The organism is Streptomyces sp. NPDC056738 (assembly GCF_042790435.1).
In the GTDB taxonomy this organism is placed as follows: domain Bacteria; phylum Actinomycetota; class Actinomycetes; order Streptomycetales; family Streptomycetaceae; genus Streptomyces.
This window is the reverse complement of the sequence record NZ_JBHTZF010000005.1, coordinates 475,659-491,166: the sequence shown is the minus strand read 5'-3', so window position 1 is coordinate 491,166 and position 15,508 is coordinate 475,659. Positions and strand designations below refer to the sequence as shown.

13 protein-coding genes are annotated in these 15,508 nt (G+C 69.7%); 4 read left to right on the top strand and 9 right to left on the bottom strand.

Annotation, left to right across the window (positions count from 1 at the left end; all coding sequences use genetic code 11):
• Positions 1–232 precede the first annotated feature (232 nt).
• From ACFRIC_RS16420 to ACFRIC_RS16410, 3 genes are all read left to right on the top strand, one after another.
• The gene (locus ACFRIC_RS16420) at positions 233–946 is read left to right on the top strand and encodes an SDR family NAD(P)-dependent oxidoreductase (protein WP_382785939.1); all 714 of its coding nucleotides are present in this window, start codon (positions 233–235) and stop codon (positions 944–946) included.
• Positions 947–989: 43 nt separating this feature from the next.
• Positions 990–1,178, top strand: coding sequence for a hypothetical protein (locus ACFRIC_RS16415; RefSeq protein WP_382785535.1), 189 nt, complete (start codon positions 990–992; stop codon positions 1,176–1,178).
• A 67-nt stretch (positions 1,179–1,245) separates the two neighbouring features.
• Positions 1,246–1,896: a muconolactone Delta-isomerase family protein gene (locus tag ACFRIC_RS16410; RefSeq protein WP_382785532.1), complete on the top strand. Its 651-nt coding sequence runs from the start codon at positions 1,246–1,248 to the stop codon at positions 1,894–1,896.
• A 392-nt stretch (positions 1,897–2,288) separates the two neighbouring features.
• Here ACFRIC_RS16410 and ACFRIC_RS16405 read toward each other — a convergent pair whose 3' ends face one another.
• The 8 genes from ACFRIC_RS16405 to dnaK are packed head-to-tail and all read right to left on the bottom strand — an operon-like array spanning position 2,289 to position 11,327.
• Positions 2,289–4,103, bottom strand: coding sequence for an FAD-dependent oxidoreductase (locus ACFRIC_RS16405; protein ID WP_382785528.1), 1,815 nt, complete (start codon positions 4,101–4,103; stop codon positions 2,289–2,291).
• On the bottom strand, positions 4,103–4,366 hold the full coding sequence (locus ACFRIC_RS16400) for a UBP-type zinc finger domain-containing protein (protein WP_382785525.1): 264 nt from the start codon (positions 4,364–4,366) through the stop codon (positions 4,103–4,105). The genes ACFRIC_RS16405 and ACFRIC_RS16400 overlap by 1 nt, the downstream gene beginning before the upstream one ends.
• 5 nt (positions 4,367–4,371) lie before the next feature.
• The gene (trxA, locus tag ACFRIC_RS16395) at positions 4,372–4,818 is read right to left on the bottom strand and encodes a thioredoxin (RefSeq protein ID WP_382785522.1); all 447 of its coding nucleotides are present in this window, start codon (positions 4,816–4,818) and stop codon (positions 4,372–4,374) included.
• Complete coding sequence (gene clpB, locus ACFRIC_RS16390; protein ID WP_382785519.1) at positions 4,815–7,454, bottom strand: ATP-dependent chaperone ClpB; 2,640 nt, start codon at positions 7,452–7,454, stop codon at positions 4,815–4,817. Before clpB ends, trxA begins: the two co-directional genes overlap by 4 nt.
• Positions 7,445–7,852, bottom strand: a complete 408-nt coding sequence (locus ACFRIC_RS16385; RefSeq protein ID WP_382785515.1) for a chaperone modulator CbpM — start codon at positions 7,850–7,852, stop codon at positions 7,445–7,447. The genes clpB and ACFRIC_RS16385 overlap by 10 nt, the downstream gene beginning before the upstream one ends.
• Positions 7,849–8,802, bottom strand: coding sequence for a DnaJ C-terminal domain-containing protein (locus ACFRIC_RS16380; RefSeq protein WP_382785512.1), 954 nt, complete (start codon positions 8,800–8,802; stop codon positions 7,849–7,851). Before ACFRIC_RS16380 ends, ACFRIC_RS16385 begins: the two co-directional genes overlap by 4 nt.
• A gap of 6 nt (positions 8,803–8,808) precedes the next feature.
• The gene (locus tag ACFRIC_RS16375; RefSeq protein ID WP_382785509.1) at positions 8,809–9,417 is read right to left on the bottom strand and encodes a nucleotide exchange factor GrpE; all 609 of its coding nucleotides are present in this window, start codon (positions 9,415–9,417) and stop codon (positions 8,809–8,811) included.
• A gap of 8 nt (positions 9,418–9,425) precedes the next feature.
• Complete coding sequence (gene dnaK, locus ACFRIC_RS16370; RefSeq protein WP_382785505.1) at positions 9,426–11,327, bottom strand: molecular chaperone DnaK; 1,902 nt, start codon at positions 11,325–11,327, stop codon at positions 9,426–9,428.
• A gap of 275 nt (positions 11,328–11,602) precedes the next feature.
• Here dnaK and ACFRIC_RS16365 point away from each other — a divergent pair, with 275 nt between their 5' ends.
• Positions 11,603–13,384: a PucR family transcriptional regulator gene (locus ACFRIC_RS16365; protein ID WP_382785503.1), complete on the top strand. Its 1,782-nt coding sequence runs from the start codon at positions 11,603–11,605 to the stop codon at positions 13,382–13,384.
• A gap of 310 nt (positions 13,385–13,694) precedes the next feature.
• Here ACFRIC_RS16365 and ACFRIC_RS16360 read toward each other — a convergent pair whose 3' ends face one another.
• Positions 13,695–15,119: an NAD-dependent succinate-semialdehyde dehydrogenase gene (locus tag ACFRIC_RS16360; RefSeq protein WP_382785936.1), complete on the bottom strand. Its 1,425-nt coding sequence runs from the start codon at positions 15,117–15,119 to the stop codon at positions 13,695–13,697.
• Positions 15,120–15,508 lie beyond the last annotated feature (389 nt).

Here is a 15,508-nt window from a genome sequence, read left to right as displayed (position 1 = left end):
ACAGAAGTCCTTGGCGCGGTCCACGTCCGCGACCGGTACCACGACGACTTCGAGCTTCATGTCCATCTCGTGGGCTCCCGAATCCAGCCTGGCGCGGTCCGGCGCCGACCGCGTCCGGAAATGGTTCGGGCGGCGCCGGAGTCGGTCGGGACGTAACGTAATTGGGAGCTGGCCGGAGACACCGGACTATCGGCCCGGACCAGTCGGCTTGCTCCGCAGTTTGGATGACGACATGAGCTCGACGAAGAAGGTTGTTATCGTCACCGGCGCATCCCAAGGCATTGGTGCAGGTGTCGCCGAGGCATATCGCAACCGAGGATACGCGCTCGTCGCGGTCGCGCGGTCCATCCCGGCGTCGGAGGATCCGGACGTCCTCGCTGTCTCCGGCGACCTGTCGCAGCCGGGTACCGGCGCCAAGATCGTTGACCAGGCGATGGCTCGCTTCGGCCGGATCGACACGCTGGTGAACAACGCCGGCGTGTACATCGAGAAGCCGTTCACCGACTACACCGATGCCGACTACGACCTGGTGGCCGGCGTCAATCTGCGCGGCTTCTTCGACGTCACCCGCAGCGCCATCCCCGCGATGCTCGCGGGCGGCGACGGCGGGCACGTGCTGTGTGTGTCCACGTCCCTGGTCGACCGCGCCGACGCGCGCAACCCTGCGGCACTCGCCTCGCTGACCAAGGGTGGCCTCGTCGCCGTCACCAAGGAGCTGGCCATCGAGTACGCGGCCCGCGGCATCCGCGCCAACGCCCTGTCGCTCGGCGTCATCCGCACCCCGATGCACCCTGACGACCCGGGCGGCGTACTGGCCGCGCTGCACCCAATGGGACGCATGGGCGAGGTCGAGGACGTCGTGGAGGCGATCATGTATTTGGAGCAGGCCTCGTTCGTCACCGGCGAGATCCTGCACGTCGACGGCGGTCAGAGCGCCGGCTTCTGAAACTTTCCGGACGCGATGCGTGACATACGCACACGGAGGATCGATGGAGAGGCCGACCAGCGACACGACGAGCAGCAAGGCCGATGACGAAGCGGTGCTGCGTGACGTCCTGGAGCGCTGGAAGTCCGCGGTGACCGACAGGCCGCCACTGCCGGTGTTCCTCGCCGTGCTCGCGGTCGCCACGCCCGACGGAAACGGGGTCGCGCTCTACCAGGTCTCCAAACTCGACTGAGCACACAAGTCGGCTGACCTAAAACGACAGGCAACTGATCGGTACCGACCTTCCAAGGAAACGTCCCATGGAATACCTCGTGACGATGACCACCCGAGTTCCCGACGGAACTTCAGAGCCCGAGGTTGACGAAATCCGGGCCCGTGAAGCCGCGCACACCCGCGAGCTCGCAGCTCAGGGGCGGGTCCTGCGTCTGTGGCGTCCACCTCTGGGGCCGCGAGAGTGGCGCACGATCGGGCTGTTCGCGGCGGACGGACCTGATGATCTCGAACGGACGCTGGCATCCATGCCCCTGCGGATTTGGCGAACGGATGAGCCCACTCCACTCGGCGCGCACGCCAACGACCCCGGGAGCGGCACCGTGCCGCCAGCGGCGGACGAAGGGGAATACCTGATCACGTTCAACGTCGCCATACCGGAAGGCACGGACTCGCAGGCCGTTGAGGAGATGGAGTCAAGTGAGGCCCGGCGCGCGCGGGAGTTGGCCGCGGAAGGCCGCCTTGTCCGCCTTTGGACACTGCCAGGGCATGGCCGCAACCTCAGTCTCTGGCGAGCGCCAGCGGCCGACGTGCTCCAAAAGGCCTTGGGTTCGCTGCCGATGACGGCGGCCGACTGGCTGACTTCGGAGACTGTGCCTCTCACCAGGCACCCCAGCGACCCCGCCATCGTCAAGCACGACGAGCCCACCCCGGGCGCTGCCGGTGCGCCCACGACGTGACGGTGGCGTCTGGTACTGCACCCGCACTTGATCATGGTTGACTTGGCGAATCATTGATCTTGGGGTGGGGCAGGTCGAGGAGTGGAAGGCGGTGCCGGCGGGATTCCACGCCCGCTTCGCGTCGCGCTTCACCAGATAGGAGCCGCGCGGGCGGGCATTGGAGTACATGGCGGGACTGACCGCCCCGCTGGAACGCCCAGGAGACAACCAGGCCTGGTGTCCCGCCTCGCCGCGCGGGGCATCGGTGCGGCCGGTTGATGCGTGGTCACAGCGTGGTCACAGCCGGAGAAGCTGCTTAGGGGCGCGCCGACGGCGCCTCGAACGAGGAGGCCGGCGCCGCCGCTGCCGGTCACCTCGCCAGACGAGGCAGGCCCCCGGCCGGGCGCCGTTCGTCATGCGAGCCATGCGGACTCCTTGGGACGTACGCGTGAGGAGACGTCCGAGAGGCCCGCGACGGCCGACGTGCCCGCGGTACCCGGTACGGCCGAGTGCCCCAGGTGCCGGTGCACGAAGTGGATGGCCATCGCGCCCTCACCGGCCGCGGAGGCCACCCGTTTCACCGAACCGCTGCGGACGTCCCCCACCGCGAAGACCCCGGGCAGGCTGGCCTCCAGGGTCATGCTCGATCGCCCGCGGCCGCGCCACACCTCGGGGTAGGCGCAGGCTTCCCGGGCCTCCGACCCGGTGAGGACGAAGCCGCGGGAGTCGAGGGCGATCATGCCGGCGAGCCACTCGGTGTGGGGGGCGGCGCCGGTGAAGACGAACAGGCCCCGTACCGCGAGCCGGCGATGCCCGCCCGTGCGGTTGTCGACCACGTCGAGTTCCTCCAGCACTTCCTGGCCGATGACCTCGGTGACCTCGGTGTGCAGCATGACCTCCACCCGCGGATGGCGCTCGACCTGGTCGATCAGGTAACGGGACATGTGGGCCTCAAGGCCGGCTCCTCGGACCAGCAGGTGCACCTTCGGCGCGTGCCTGGCGAGGAACAGCACCGCCTGGCCGGCCGAGTTGCCTCCGCCGACGACGGCCACCGGGTCGGTGCGGCACTGCTGTGCCTCGTAGAGGGTCGCCGAATAGTGCACGCTCGTTCCCTCCAGGCGTTCGATGCCGGGCACCTTGAGCCGACGGTAGCGGGCACCCATGGCCAGGACGACGGCGCGGGCGGCGATCTCGCTGCCGTCGGCGAACGCCACCACGTAGTGGTCCTCGTCCTTGGGATGGAGACCGGTCGCCTCCAGCGGGAGGCTGATCCCGGCGCCGAATTTGTCGGCCTGGAGCACGGCGCGTTCGGTGAGTTCGGCGCCGGAGATGCCGGATGGGAAGCCGAGGAGATTCTCGATGCGGGACGACGTGCCGGCCTGGCCGCCGGTGGCCATCGCCTCCACCACCGTGGTGCTCAGTCCCTCGGAGGCGGCGTACACAGCGGCAGCGAGGCCGGCGGGTCCGGAGCCGACGATGAGGACGTCGCCGTGATGGTTTCCGGCGGGTAGTGACGGAAGGCCGATGAGCCGGGCCAGTTCCGCGTTGCTGGGGTTGCGCAACAGGGTGGTGTCGCGCCAGATGACAAGTGGTGTCTCCTCCGGGCCGACGCCGAAGCGGCGCAGCAGCTCCTCGGCCTCCTCGTCGGTCTCCAGGTCGATCCAGCGGTGCGGCAGCCGGTTGCGGACGGCGAACTCGCGGAGCCGTCTGGTGTCGGGCGAGTAGCGCGAGCCGATGATGCGGAAGCCGGCGCCCTGTCCGACGAGCAGCGCGCGACGGCACAGACAGGCGCGCAGCACGATGTCCCCGATGGTGGCGTCCTGGGACACCAGGTGACGCAGCTCGTCCAAGGGGACGACAAGGACCTCGCCGGGCTCCCTGGCGACAGCGGTGTAGAAGGCCACCTGTCCGTACAACAGGCCGAGTTCGCCGATGAAACGACCGGGGCCGTGCACGCGCAGCACGTGCTCCTCGGCAGTGCCGTAGTCTTCGACGACGGCGACGGTACCGCTGAGGACGACGAAGAACGTCTCACAGCGCTCCCCCTCACGGATCAGCACGTCGTTCGGAGCCATGCTCCGGCGTTGCCCACGCTCCGCCAGACGTGCTGTCTGGTCCTCCGTGAGCCGCGGATACGCGCCGTGGATGTCCGGAGTCTCCCAGGAGACAGCCTCGTTCGCTTCCTCCGGTGCCGGTTCGCCGCCCGGCAGCGGCTGGTCGCCGGACATCAGACGAACGCCTCGTGAACGTAGCACCAGCGCCAGTCCTCGCCGGGCTGGAACGACTGCACGATCGGGTGGGCGACGGCACCGGCGTGCCTGCGCGCGTGCTTGTTCGGCGAGGAGTCGCAGCAGCCGACGTGCCCGCAGGTCAGGCAGAGCCTCAGGTGGACCCACGGGGAGCCGAGCATCAGACACTCCTGACACCCTTCCGGGGTCAGCGGCTGGACCGGCCGGACAAGCGCGAGGTGGGGATCTGCATGCAAAGTCATCTGGATCACCCTTTCCGGGTGGTGATCGACTCTTCCACCCACTGGCGCAGAACAGGGGCGGGCGCCGCCCCCGCCTGCCGGGCCACCGTCTCGCCCTGATTGAGGATCAGCAGTGTCGGTACGGCCTGGACCTCGAAACGCTGCGAGAGTCGCGGGTTCTTGTCGATGTCGACCTTGACGAGTTTGATTCGGCCGGCCAGATCGGTGGCGACCTTCTCCAGTGCGGGGCTGACCATGCGGCAGGGGCCGCACCAGGTGGCCCACAGGTCGACCACGACGGGGACGTCGGCCCGCTCGGCGACCTCGGTGAAGTCGTCGTCGCCCGCGTCCACCATCCACGGCAGGGGCTGCTTGCAGTGGCCGCACTTGGGACGGCCCTCCGCTGCCGCGGGGACCCGGTTCCTGCGCCCGCAGTGGGGACACTTGATGGTCGTCGCCTGGATCGTGCTCATGCCGCCCGCGCCCCCTTCACGTCCTCGGCCTGGTCGTAGGTGACGACCAGCTCCCCGTGTTCGGCGTCGACGCGGACCGTCCCGCCGTCCTGGACGTCACCGCGCAGCAGGGCGCGCCCCACCATCGTCTCGACCTCGTGGGAGATGTAGCGGCGCAGCGGCCGGGCCCCGTACACCGGATCGTAGCCCTGATGGGCGATCAACTCCTTTGCCGATTCGGTGAGTTCGACAGTGATGCGGCGTTCGGCAAGCCTGCGGCGCAGTTCGTCGAACTGCAGCTCCACGATCCGCTCGATCTGCCGCTCGCCGAGCGGTTTGAACAGCACGATGTCGTCGACGCGGTTGAGGAACTCCGGGCGGAAGTGCCCGCGCAGCTCGCCCATCACCAGGGCGCGGGCGTCCGGCTTGATCTCGCCCTCGGCGGTGGCGCCGTCGAGGAGGTGCTCGGAGCCGATGTTCGACGTCATGATGATCACGGTGTTGCGGAAGTCGACGGTGCGGCCCTGGGAGTCTGTGATGCGGCCGTCGTCGAGGACCTGCAGGAGGGTGTTGAAGACATCGGTGTGCGCCTTCTCGACCTCGTCGAACAGCACGACCGAGTACGGCTTGCGGCGCACGGCCTCGGTGAGCTGGCCGCCTTCCTCGTAGCCGATGTATCCGGGCGGTGCGCCCATGAGCCGGCTGACGGTGTGCCGCTCCTGGTACTCGCTCATGTCGAGGCGGACCATGTTCTCCTCGGAGTCGAACAAGGCCGCCGCGAGGGTCTTGGCCAGCTCGGTCTTCCCGACGCCGGTCGGGCCGAGGAAGATGAACGAGCCGATGGGGCGGCGCGGGTCTCGGATGCCGGAGCGGGCGCGGATGATGGCGTCGGCGACGAGCTTGACGGCCTCGTCCTGGCCGATGACCCGCTCGCGCAGGATCTCGTCGAGGCGCAGCAGCTTCTCGCGTTCGCCTTCCTGGAGACGGGCGACGGGGATTCCGGTCCAGGCGGCGACGATCTCGGCGATCTCCTCCTCGGTGACGACCTCCCGCAGCAGCCGGTTCTGTCCCTGTTTCGAGGCCAGTTGCTCCTCCTCCGCGGCCAGCCGGCGCTCCAGGTCCCGAAGGCGGCCGTAGCGCAGTTCGGCGGCGCGGTTGAGGTCGTAGGTGCGTTCGGCCTCTTCCGCCTCGTGGCGGACCTGCTCCAGTTCCTGGCGCAGCTCCTGGACGCGGCGGATGGCCTGCCGTTCGGCCTCCCACTGGGCGTGTTTGGCGTCCGCCTCGCCACGCAGGTCGGCCAGTTCCTTGCGCAGTTCCTCCAGGCGGGTCTTGCTGGCGGCGTCGGTCTCCTTGGACAGGGCCGCCTCCTCGATCTCCAGGCGGGTGACGCGGCGGGTGATCTCGTCGAGTTCGGCGGGCATCGAGTCGATCTCGGTGCGCAACCGGGCGCACGCCTCGTCGACGAGGTCGATGGCCTTGTCGGGGAGGAACCGGTCGGTGATGTAGCGGTGGCTGAGGGTGGCCGCGGAGACCAGCGCGGTGTCCTGGATCTTCACGCCGTGGAAGACCTCCAGGCGTTCGCGCAGTCCGCGCAGGATGGAGATGGTGTCCTCCACGCCCGGCTCCTCGACCAGCACCTGCTGGAAGCGGCGTTCGAGGGCGGCGTCCTTCTCGATGTGCTTGCGGTACTCGTCGAGGGTGGTGGCGCCGATCATGTGGAGTTCGCCGCGGGCGAGCATCGGCTTGAGCATGTTGCCCGCGTCCATGGCCCCCTCGGCGGCGCCCGCACCGACGACGGTGTGCAGTTCGTCGACGAAGAGCAGGATGCGCCCCTGGGCGGCCTTCACCTCGGACAGGACGGCCTTGAGCCGTTCCTCGAACTCGCCGCGGTACTTGGCGCCGGCCACCAGGGAGCCCATGTCGAGAGCGAACACCGTCTTGTCGCGCAGGCCCTCGGGGACGTCGCCGCGAACGATGCGCTGGGCCAGGCCCTCGACGATGGCGGTCTTGCCGACGCCGGGATCGCCGATGAGGACGGGGTTGTTCTTGGTCTTGCGGCTCAGGATCTGGGTGACGCGGCGGATCTCGGCGTCCCGGCCGATGACCGGGTCCAGCCGCCCGGATCGGGCATCGAGGACCAGGTCGCGGCCGTACTTCTCCAGAGCCTCATAGGCCACTTCAGGATTGGCGGAGGTGACACGCTGGTTGCCGCGGACCTGGGTGAGCGCACCCAGGAACGAATCCCGGGTCACACCGTGCTCCTTGAGCAGGCGTCCGGCGGCGGTCGCCGAGCCCTCCTCGGCGAGGGCGAGCAGGAGGTGTTCCACAGACACGTACTCGTCCTTGAGGCGCTTGGCCTCCCGCTCGGCGGCATCGAGCAGGCGGGACAGGCGCTGGGTGACGAAGACCTGGCCGGGTGCCGCGCCGGGACCGGTGACCTTCGGGCGGCGGGAGAGTTCCTCGCGCACGGCCGCGCGCAGTTCCTTCGGCTCGGCGCCGGCCTGTTGCAGCAACCGCGGGATCAGACCGTCCTCCTGATCGAGAAGCGCGAGCAGCAGGTGTTCCCCGTCGACCTCGGTCTGCCCCATGCCGACGGCCGCGCTCTGGGCTTGCTGGAGGGTTTCCTGGGACTTCTGGGTGAGACGGTTCATGTCCATGGGGGTGTTTCACTCCTCGTGCCGCGGCCGCGCAAGGCGGCTTCGAGCAGACTGATGCGGTCGAGCAGGTCGAGCACCAGGCCGATGGATGCGTAGTTGAGGCAGAGTCCGGTGCGCAGCCGCTGGATCCGGGCGAGAACCGCCGGGGCCGTGGCGTCGAACACCAGTCGCCCCCCGGAGTCGCGTTCGGCGTCGACCAGGCCGAGGGCGACGAACCGGCGGATCAGATCGGGGTGGAGCCCGGAGCGAAGGGCCACAGTAGCCAGGGAGAGCCTGGGGATGGGCACGAGCGCGTACCGGACGGCCGTCGAAGCAGTGATGTCGGCGCCCGTTCGTACCGGACGGGCGCCCGCGCCGGCCCAGCCTATGCCTCCCGCTCCCGGGGGTCGGTCGTTCATCGCGTCCTCCTGGGGTCGAACGAGGAAGTGGCGGCGAGCTCCTCGAACAGTTCGCGCTCCCGGTCGCCGAGGGTGGGAGGCACCATGATGCGGAGTTCGGCGTACAGGTCGCCGTTCGCGCCTCGCGGGTTCGGCATGCCCTCGCCGCGCAGTCGCAGTCGTCGGCCGCTGGACGAGCCCGCGGGCACCGTGACCTTTGCCGTGCCGCCGCCGGGCGTGGGTACCGGCACGGTCGCACCCAGGGCCGCCTCCCACGGGGTGACCGGGACCTGGACGTGCACGTCACGGCCGTCCAGCCGGAACCGGGGGTGGGGCTGGATGCGTACCCTCAGGTACAGGTCGCCCGCGGTGGCGGCACCACTGCCCTGGCCACCCTCACCGGCAAGCCTGATGCGCTGCCCGTCGGTGACGCCCGGTGGCACGTCGACCTCGTAGCGCCGCGGCTGCCCGGTGGGGCCGGCGAGTGTGACGGTGCGACGGCCGCCGCGGTACGCCTCCTCGACGGTGAGCGGCATTTCCGCCTCCTGGTCCGCTCCGGGGACGCCGCCTCGGGTGGCTCCGGCTCCGAACATGGAGCCGAGCAGGTCCTCGATGTCGATGCCCTCCGCGCCGAAGTCGTCGCCGAAGCCGGTGGCGTATCGGACGTGGGGACCGCCACCGCCCGCGGTCGTCCGGCCGCGGAAGCCGCCGCCCGCTCCGGCCGCGACCCGTTCGTCGAAGTCCTCGGGTATCTTGCGGAAGTCCTCGCCGAAGCGGTCGTACCGGGCCCGGGTCTTGGGATCGGACAGGACGCTGTATGCCTCGTTGAGGTCCTTGAACCGCTCCTCCGCCCCGGGGTCCTTGTTGACGTCCGGGTGGTACCGGCGGGCGAGTTTGCGATACGCCTGCTGGATCTCGTCCTGGCTCGCGCTCCGCGATACGCCCAGCACCTCGTAGAAGTCCCGTGCCATGACCGGTCACTCCCGCTTCGCGACCGTCACGGCGGCGGGCCTGAGCTGCCTCTCACCGTCCCCGTAGCCGGGGCGCAGCACCTCGACGACGGTGCCCGGTGGGGCGTCGGGGTCCTGGACGACACCGACCACCTCGTGCCGGGCCGGGTCGAAGGCGACGCCGGTCTCCGCATGCCGCGGGTAGCCGAGCAGTTCGAGGACGTTCACCGCCTGGTCGCGTACGGCTCGGATACCCTCCACGATCGCGCCCGGATCGGCGCCGGCGTGGGTCAGCGCGAGTTCCAGGTTGTCGAGGACGGGCAGGAAGGCGGCCGCCGTGCGTGACCGCTCGACCGCCCGTTCTCGCTCCAGTTCCCTGGCGTGACGCTTGCGAAGGTTGTCGAGGTCGGCCAGTGCGCGCCGCCAGCGGTCCTCCAGTTCCTGGATCGCGGTCGTGTACTCGTCCTCGGCAGGCGCGGGGCCGGCGGCATCGGGTCCCGGTTCGCCGTCCGCCGCTCGGGGCCGGGACGGGCCCGGTTGGGGCAGATCCCCGCGAGGAGCGGGTCCGGCGCCTTCCGGGACCCGTACGCCCTGATCCGGCGCGGCCCTGTCGGGTTGCTGGGGGTGGGTGGGCATGGCGCGCCTCAGCCCTTGTCGAACTCGGCGTCGATGACATCATCGTCACCGCCGCCGCCACTCGTGGGACCGCTGTCGGCGGCGTCCTGGCCGGGACCGCCGTCCGAGGCGGCGGCGCCCTGATGTGCCGCCAGCCCGGCGAGCACCTGCTGGAGTTCGGAGGCCAGGGGCCGCACGCGCTCCACGCCCGCCTCTTCCTTGACCGCCGCCCGGGCGTCGGACACGAGCATCTCGGCGCGTGCCTTCTCGTGCGCGAGCGCTGCGTCACCCAGTTCGGCGAGGCGCTTCTCGACCTGGTACGCGACGGCGTCGAGTTCGTTGCGGGCGTCGACGGCCTCGCGGAGTGCCTGGTCCTGGCCCCGGTTGCTTTCGGCCTCCTGGACCATGCGTTCGACCTCACTGCGGTCCAGGTTGGAGCTCTCGCTGATGGTGATGCCCTGTTCCTTGCCGGTGTCCCGGTCACGGGCCTTGACATTGAGGATGCCGTTGGCGTCGATGTCGAAAGTGACCTCGATCTGCGGTTCGCCTCGCGGCGCCGGCCGGATGTCGGTGAGCTGGAACCGGCCCAGCACCCGGTTGTCGGCGGCCAGCTCGCGTTCGCCCTGGAGGACGACGATGTCGACGGCCGGCTGGTTGTCCTCGGCGGTGGAGAAGGTCTCGCTGCGGCGCACGGGGATGGTGGTATTCCGCTCGATGATCTTCGTCATCACTCCGCCGCGCGTCTCCAGGCCCAGCGACAAGGGTGTGACGTCGAGGAGCAGGACGTCCTTGACCTCGCCCTTGAGTACCCCGGCCTGGATCGCGGCGCCCAGGGCCACGACCTCGTCGGGGTTGACGCTCATGTTCGGGTCCTTGCCGCCGGTCAGCCGGCGGACCAGAGTCTGGACGGCGGGGATGCGGGTGGAACCGCCGACGAGGATGACCTCGTCGATGTCGCTCTCGCCGACCTTCGCGTCGGCCATCGCCTGCTGCACCGGTCCCAGGCAACGCTCGACCAGGTCGCCGGTGATCTGCTCGAAGGTGGACCGCATGATCGAGTCGGTGAGGTGCTTGGGACCCGAGGCGTCGGCGGTGATGAACGGCAGACTGACCTGGGTCTGCGTCACCGAACTGAGCTCGGTCTTGGCCTTCTCCGCCGCCTCGAACAGTCGTTGCAGCGCCTGCGGGTCCTTGCGCAGGTCGATGCCGTTCTCCTTCTGGAAGTCGTCCGCGAGGTAGTCCACCAGACGCCGGTCGAAGTCGTCGCCGCCCAGGTGGCTGTCACCGGCGGTGGAGCGGACCTCCACCACGCCGTCGCCGACGTCGAGGATGCTCACGTCGAAGGTGCCGCCGCCCAGGTCGAAGACGAGGACGGTCTCGTGCTCCTTCTTGTCCATGCCGTACGCGAGGGCGGCCGCCGTCGGCTCGTTGATGATCCGCAGCACCTCCAGTCCGGCGATCCGTCCGGCGTCCTTGGTGGCGGTGCGCTGAGCGTCGTTGAAGTAGGCGGGCACCGTGATGACCGCCTCCGTGACCTTCTCCCCCAGTTGCTTCGACGCGTCGTCGGCGAGTTTGCGCAGCACCTGTGCGCTGATCTCCTCAGGCGCGTACAGCTTGTCGCGCACCTTGAAGCGGGCCGCCCCGCCGTCGCCCTCGACGACGTCGTACGCCACCGCCCTCGCCTCGTCGGAGATCTCGTCGAAGTGCCGGCCGATGAACCGCTTGGCCGAGTAGATGGTGCCCTTCGGGTTGAGGATCGCCTGGCGCCGGGCCAGCTGGCCCACCAGACGTTCCCCGGTGTCGGTGAAGCCCACGACGGATGGTGTCGTGCGGTTGCCCTCGCTGTTGGGCACGACGGACGGCTCACCGCCCTCCCACACGGCGATCACCGAGTTGGTGGTGCCCAGGTCGATGCCCACTGCCTTGGCCATGAGGAACTCCTCCCGCTGCGGCGCCTGCGTCGACTCTCCGGATCGCATACGTTCAGGTGGCGGGGGGATCTCAGCCGGTTTCCCACCGGTGCGCACGGAGAATCTCGAGCACTCCCCAGGGTGACGAACCGAGTGGCTCCACGCCTGCGCCTGGCAAGCCAGGAATGCGCGGGTCCAGTCGCCCCACGAGCACGAGAGAAAGAAACCACACGTCTCGGGTACGCCGGCCTGGAAGCGGGTACGCGAAAGCCGACCGCCTCGAACGGAGTGATCCCATGGTCGGCAGCCGGGCGTACGGCCTGTACCACCGCCACGCCGACCGGAAGGGCAGCCTTCCCCGGGGCAGCGCCGGGCGGCACCCCACGGCCAAGCGCAGGGGGCCCCGTCTGCCCACTCGCATCCCAGCCGACCACGACCTCCACGAATTGGTCGCGCTCTTCCGCGCCCTGACCAGCGCTCCGGACGAAGGTGCGATCCTGCGCCTGACCATGGACCACATAGGCGCCGCGGGGCCGTACAGCGCCGAGGCCGGATACCTCGAGGTGGGCGGTGACCTGGTCCCTAGCCCGAGGAACGGGCAGACGCATGCCTTGACCGTGGGCCGGAGGGTGCGGGAGCTGGCCGGACAGGACGGCGACGTGACCCTGCCCGGCAGGCCCTGGAGCCGGGCCCTGGGGCTACGCGGACCTGGGGGACTCCACGGCTACCTCGTGGTCACGTCCCGCTCTCAACCCACCCGGGCCGAGCGATCCCTGCTCGCCCTACTCGTCCGGCACACCGCTGCTGCACTGTCAGTGGTCTTCGCACACCGCCGCCTACGGGAGGACGCGCTGGAGCTGCGCCGGCTGGGGGAGGAACACACGGCCCTCCAGCGGCAGTTGATCTCTGTGGTGGCTGAGCTGGGCTACGAGCGAGCCGTTCACACCCTCATGGCCGACGTCGCCGCCTCGGGTGGCGGCGAGGAAGCCGTCACCCGCGCACTGCACGGGCTCACCGGACTTCCCGCGCTGATCGAGGACCGCTTCGGCCGGCTGAGGTCCTGGACCGGTCCCGACCGTCCCGTCCCCTATCCCGAACCGGACCCCCTGCGCCAGGACGAGATGCTGCACGCCATCGCCAAACAGGCCGGCCCGGTGCGGATAAAGGACCGGCTGATCACCCTGATCCGCCCGCACGGCGAGATCCTGGGCGTGCTGGCGCTGGTCGATGCCCGGGACGAGGCCGACGAGCACACCGTACTCGCGCTTGGACACGCCGCCGCGTCGCTCTCCCTGGAGCTGACGCACCTGCGCGATCTGGCCGAAGTGGAATTGAGGCTGCACCGCGAGCTGGCCGACGACCTCCTGGCAGGGACGGACGAGCCGAGCGCCTACGCCCGGTCGGCGGCAGTCGGACACGACCTGCACGGCAGCCACTACGTCGTGGTGGTGCAGTGGTCGAACCGGGCGGCGGACGATTCCTTCGCGCAGACCGTGAGTCGGGCGGCCGTTGCGCTGGGCATGCGCTCGCTGCTCACGCACCGCGCCGATCACGTCATCCTCATCACCGGCCACAGGCCGCACGCCCGCGCGTTGTACGAGGCGCTCGCCCGGGAGACCGGAACACGGTCCGGGACGATCGGGGTGAGCGCCCCTTGCGACGCCGTGGACGACATCCCCCGCCATTACGAGGAGGCACGGCGCGCCCTGGACGTGCGCCGCCACTCCCGCGAGCGCTACGGCGCGACGTTCTTCGACAAGCTCGGCCTCTACCGCATCCTGGGACCCGGCAGCGATCACCGAGAACTGGAGACGTTCGTCCACGAGTGGCTCGGGCAGCTCATCGACTACGACGCCCGGCACCACGGGGCGATGGTGGAGACCCTGTCCCGGTACTTCGACTGCGGCGGCAATTACGACGAGACCGCCGACTCCCTCACGATCCATCGCAGCACACTGCGCTATCGGCTCCAGCGCATCCGCGACATCAGCGGCCACGACCTCGCGAACGTCGAGGACCGGCTGAACCTCCAGGTGGCGACCCGAGTGTGGAGGATCGTTCTGGGCGGACGCGGCTGACGCGTCGCTCGAACTCATGGGGGTGTGGTGTCAGCAGCGCTGGAGTGGGTGGGCCGGACGGCGGTGGAGCGTCTGGGCCGCTCCGCCGATGCCGGGAGGGCCGGCTGCGACTTGGTCGAGCGGCCGGGGGCCGGCTGGGGAGTCCTGGATACCGGCCACGGTGACCGGCCCACCGACAGAGGCGCCTTCATCCGCCCGACGCCGGGCGTACGGCCAGTCGGTCCGGACGCGGCCTCGGTGGGCCGGCCGGAACGCCACCATGTCCCGCTCCGGAAGCCCGCCGCGAGGGAGCCGTGGGCCGGCTCATGGTTCAGCCCAGCACCTCTCCGATCGGGGCGTCGGCGTCGACGTAGCGCACGAGCTTGCGGTTCGCGAATTCCATGATGCCCACGTCGCCGAGTTCGCGCCCGTAGCCGGAGCGCTTGATGCCGCCGAAGGGCAACTCCGGTCGGGACGCGGTCGGGTGGTTGATCCACACCATGCCCGCCTCGAGCCGGTCCGCGACCCCGCGAGCACGCTCCGGGTCGGCGGCGAAGACCGCGCCTCCCAGGCCATAGGGGGAGGTGTTGGCCAGTGCCACGGCCTCATCCTCGTCGGCGACCCGGTAGACCGTGCCGACGGGGCCGAAGAGCTCTTCCCGGTAGGCCCGCATGTCCGGTGTGACATCGGTGAGCAGGGTCGGCTCGACGAAGGCACCCGGCAGGTCGGGCCGCCCGCCGCCCAGCACCACCGTGGCTCCCTTGTCCACCGCGTCACGAACCTGCTCCATCAGCAGTTCGGCCGCCGCCTCGGAGGACAGCGGGCCGAGCGTGGTGGCGGGATCGACCGGATCTCCTGGTTGCAGTTCGCTCATCCGGTCACGCAACCCGGTGAGGAAGGCCTCGTAGACTTCGCCCAGGGCGATGAAGCGCTTGGCCGCCACGCAGCACTGCCCGGTGTTGCCCATCCGGCCGAGGAACGCGGCGTACACGGTGCGCTCGAGGTGGTGACCGTCCAGCACGACGAATGGATCACTGCCACCCAGCTCGAGGACGGACTTTTTGACATTGCGGCCGGCGATCTCGCCCAGGCTCACGCCCGCTCGCTCGCTTCCGGTCAGTGACGCTCCCTGCACTCGAGGGTCGTCGATGATCTTCCCGACGTCTCTGCCCCGCACGAAAAGATTCGTGTAGACCCCGCTCGGCACACCCGCGTCCCTGAACAGTTGCTCGAGTGCCAGTGCGGACTGGGGGCAGCTACTCGCGTGCTTGAGCAGGATCGTGTTGCCGAGGACGAGGTTGGGAGCCGCGAACCGGACCACCTGGTACAGCGGGAAGTTCCACGGCATCACGCCGAGGAGGACGCCGAGCGGTTCGTTCACCAGCACAGCCGTGCCCTCGGGCACCGGCAGAGGCCGTTCTTCCAGCAGCTCGAGGCCGTGCTCGCCGTAGTAGGTGAGGATGTCGGACGCGAGGTCGACCTCCGCACGGCTCGAGCTGATCAGCTTGCCGACCTCAAGCGTCAGCAGGTGCGCCAGTTCCTCCTTGCGCTCCCCCATGAGCCGGCCGGCGCGTTGCACGACGGCCGCCCGCCCCGCCGTCGACCGGGCACGCCAGTTCGGAAAGCTACGGTGGGCCGCGTCGATCGCGCGCCCCACTTCCTCCGCGCTCAGCGCCGGGAACTCACGAATCCTCTCACCCGTGTACGGGTTGACCGTGGCGATGGGGCTTCCCTGGGCAGTGACATGGGCATCCATGATGCCTCCCTGTGGTGGGGCACCCCGGGTTTCCACGCCGGGCCTGCTCACACATGCATACTCGTCTCATTCGAGCAATCGAGAAAATGCCGGTTCACTGGCCGAGCCCGCCTCACCCGCGGAGGTCCTCGCCGTGTTCTTCGTCGTCGCGTACCTGGGAACGGGGCTGCCCTTCGTCCTGTTCGGCATCGCCCCGCAAAACTTCGCCGTGCAGACCGCGCTGACCGGCTCCGCGACGCTCCTCTCCTGCGGCGCCGTCGTGTCGGTGGTCGTCGCGTTGCGCGATCGCGCACCCGGTCCCGGCGAGCTCCAGGCGCGGTCCACCCGCCGCTCTGACCTCCGCGTGGCCCATGCGCCACCACTGTCTGGGAGGCGCGGACCTGGGCACC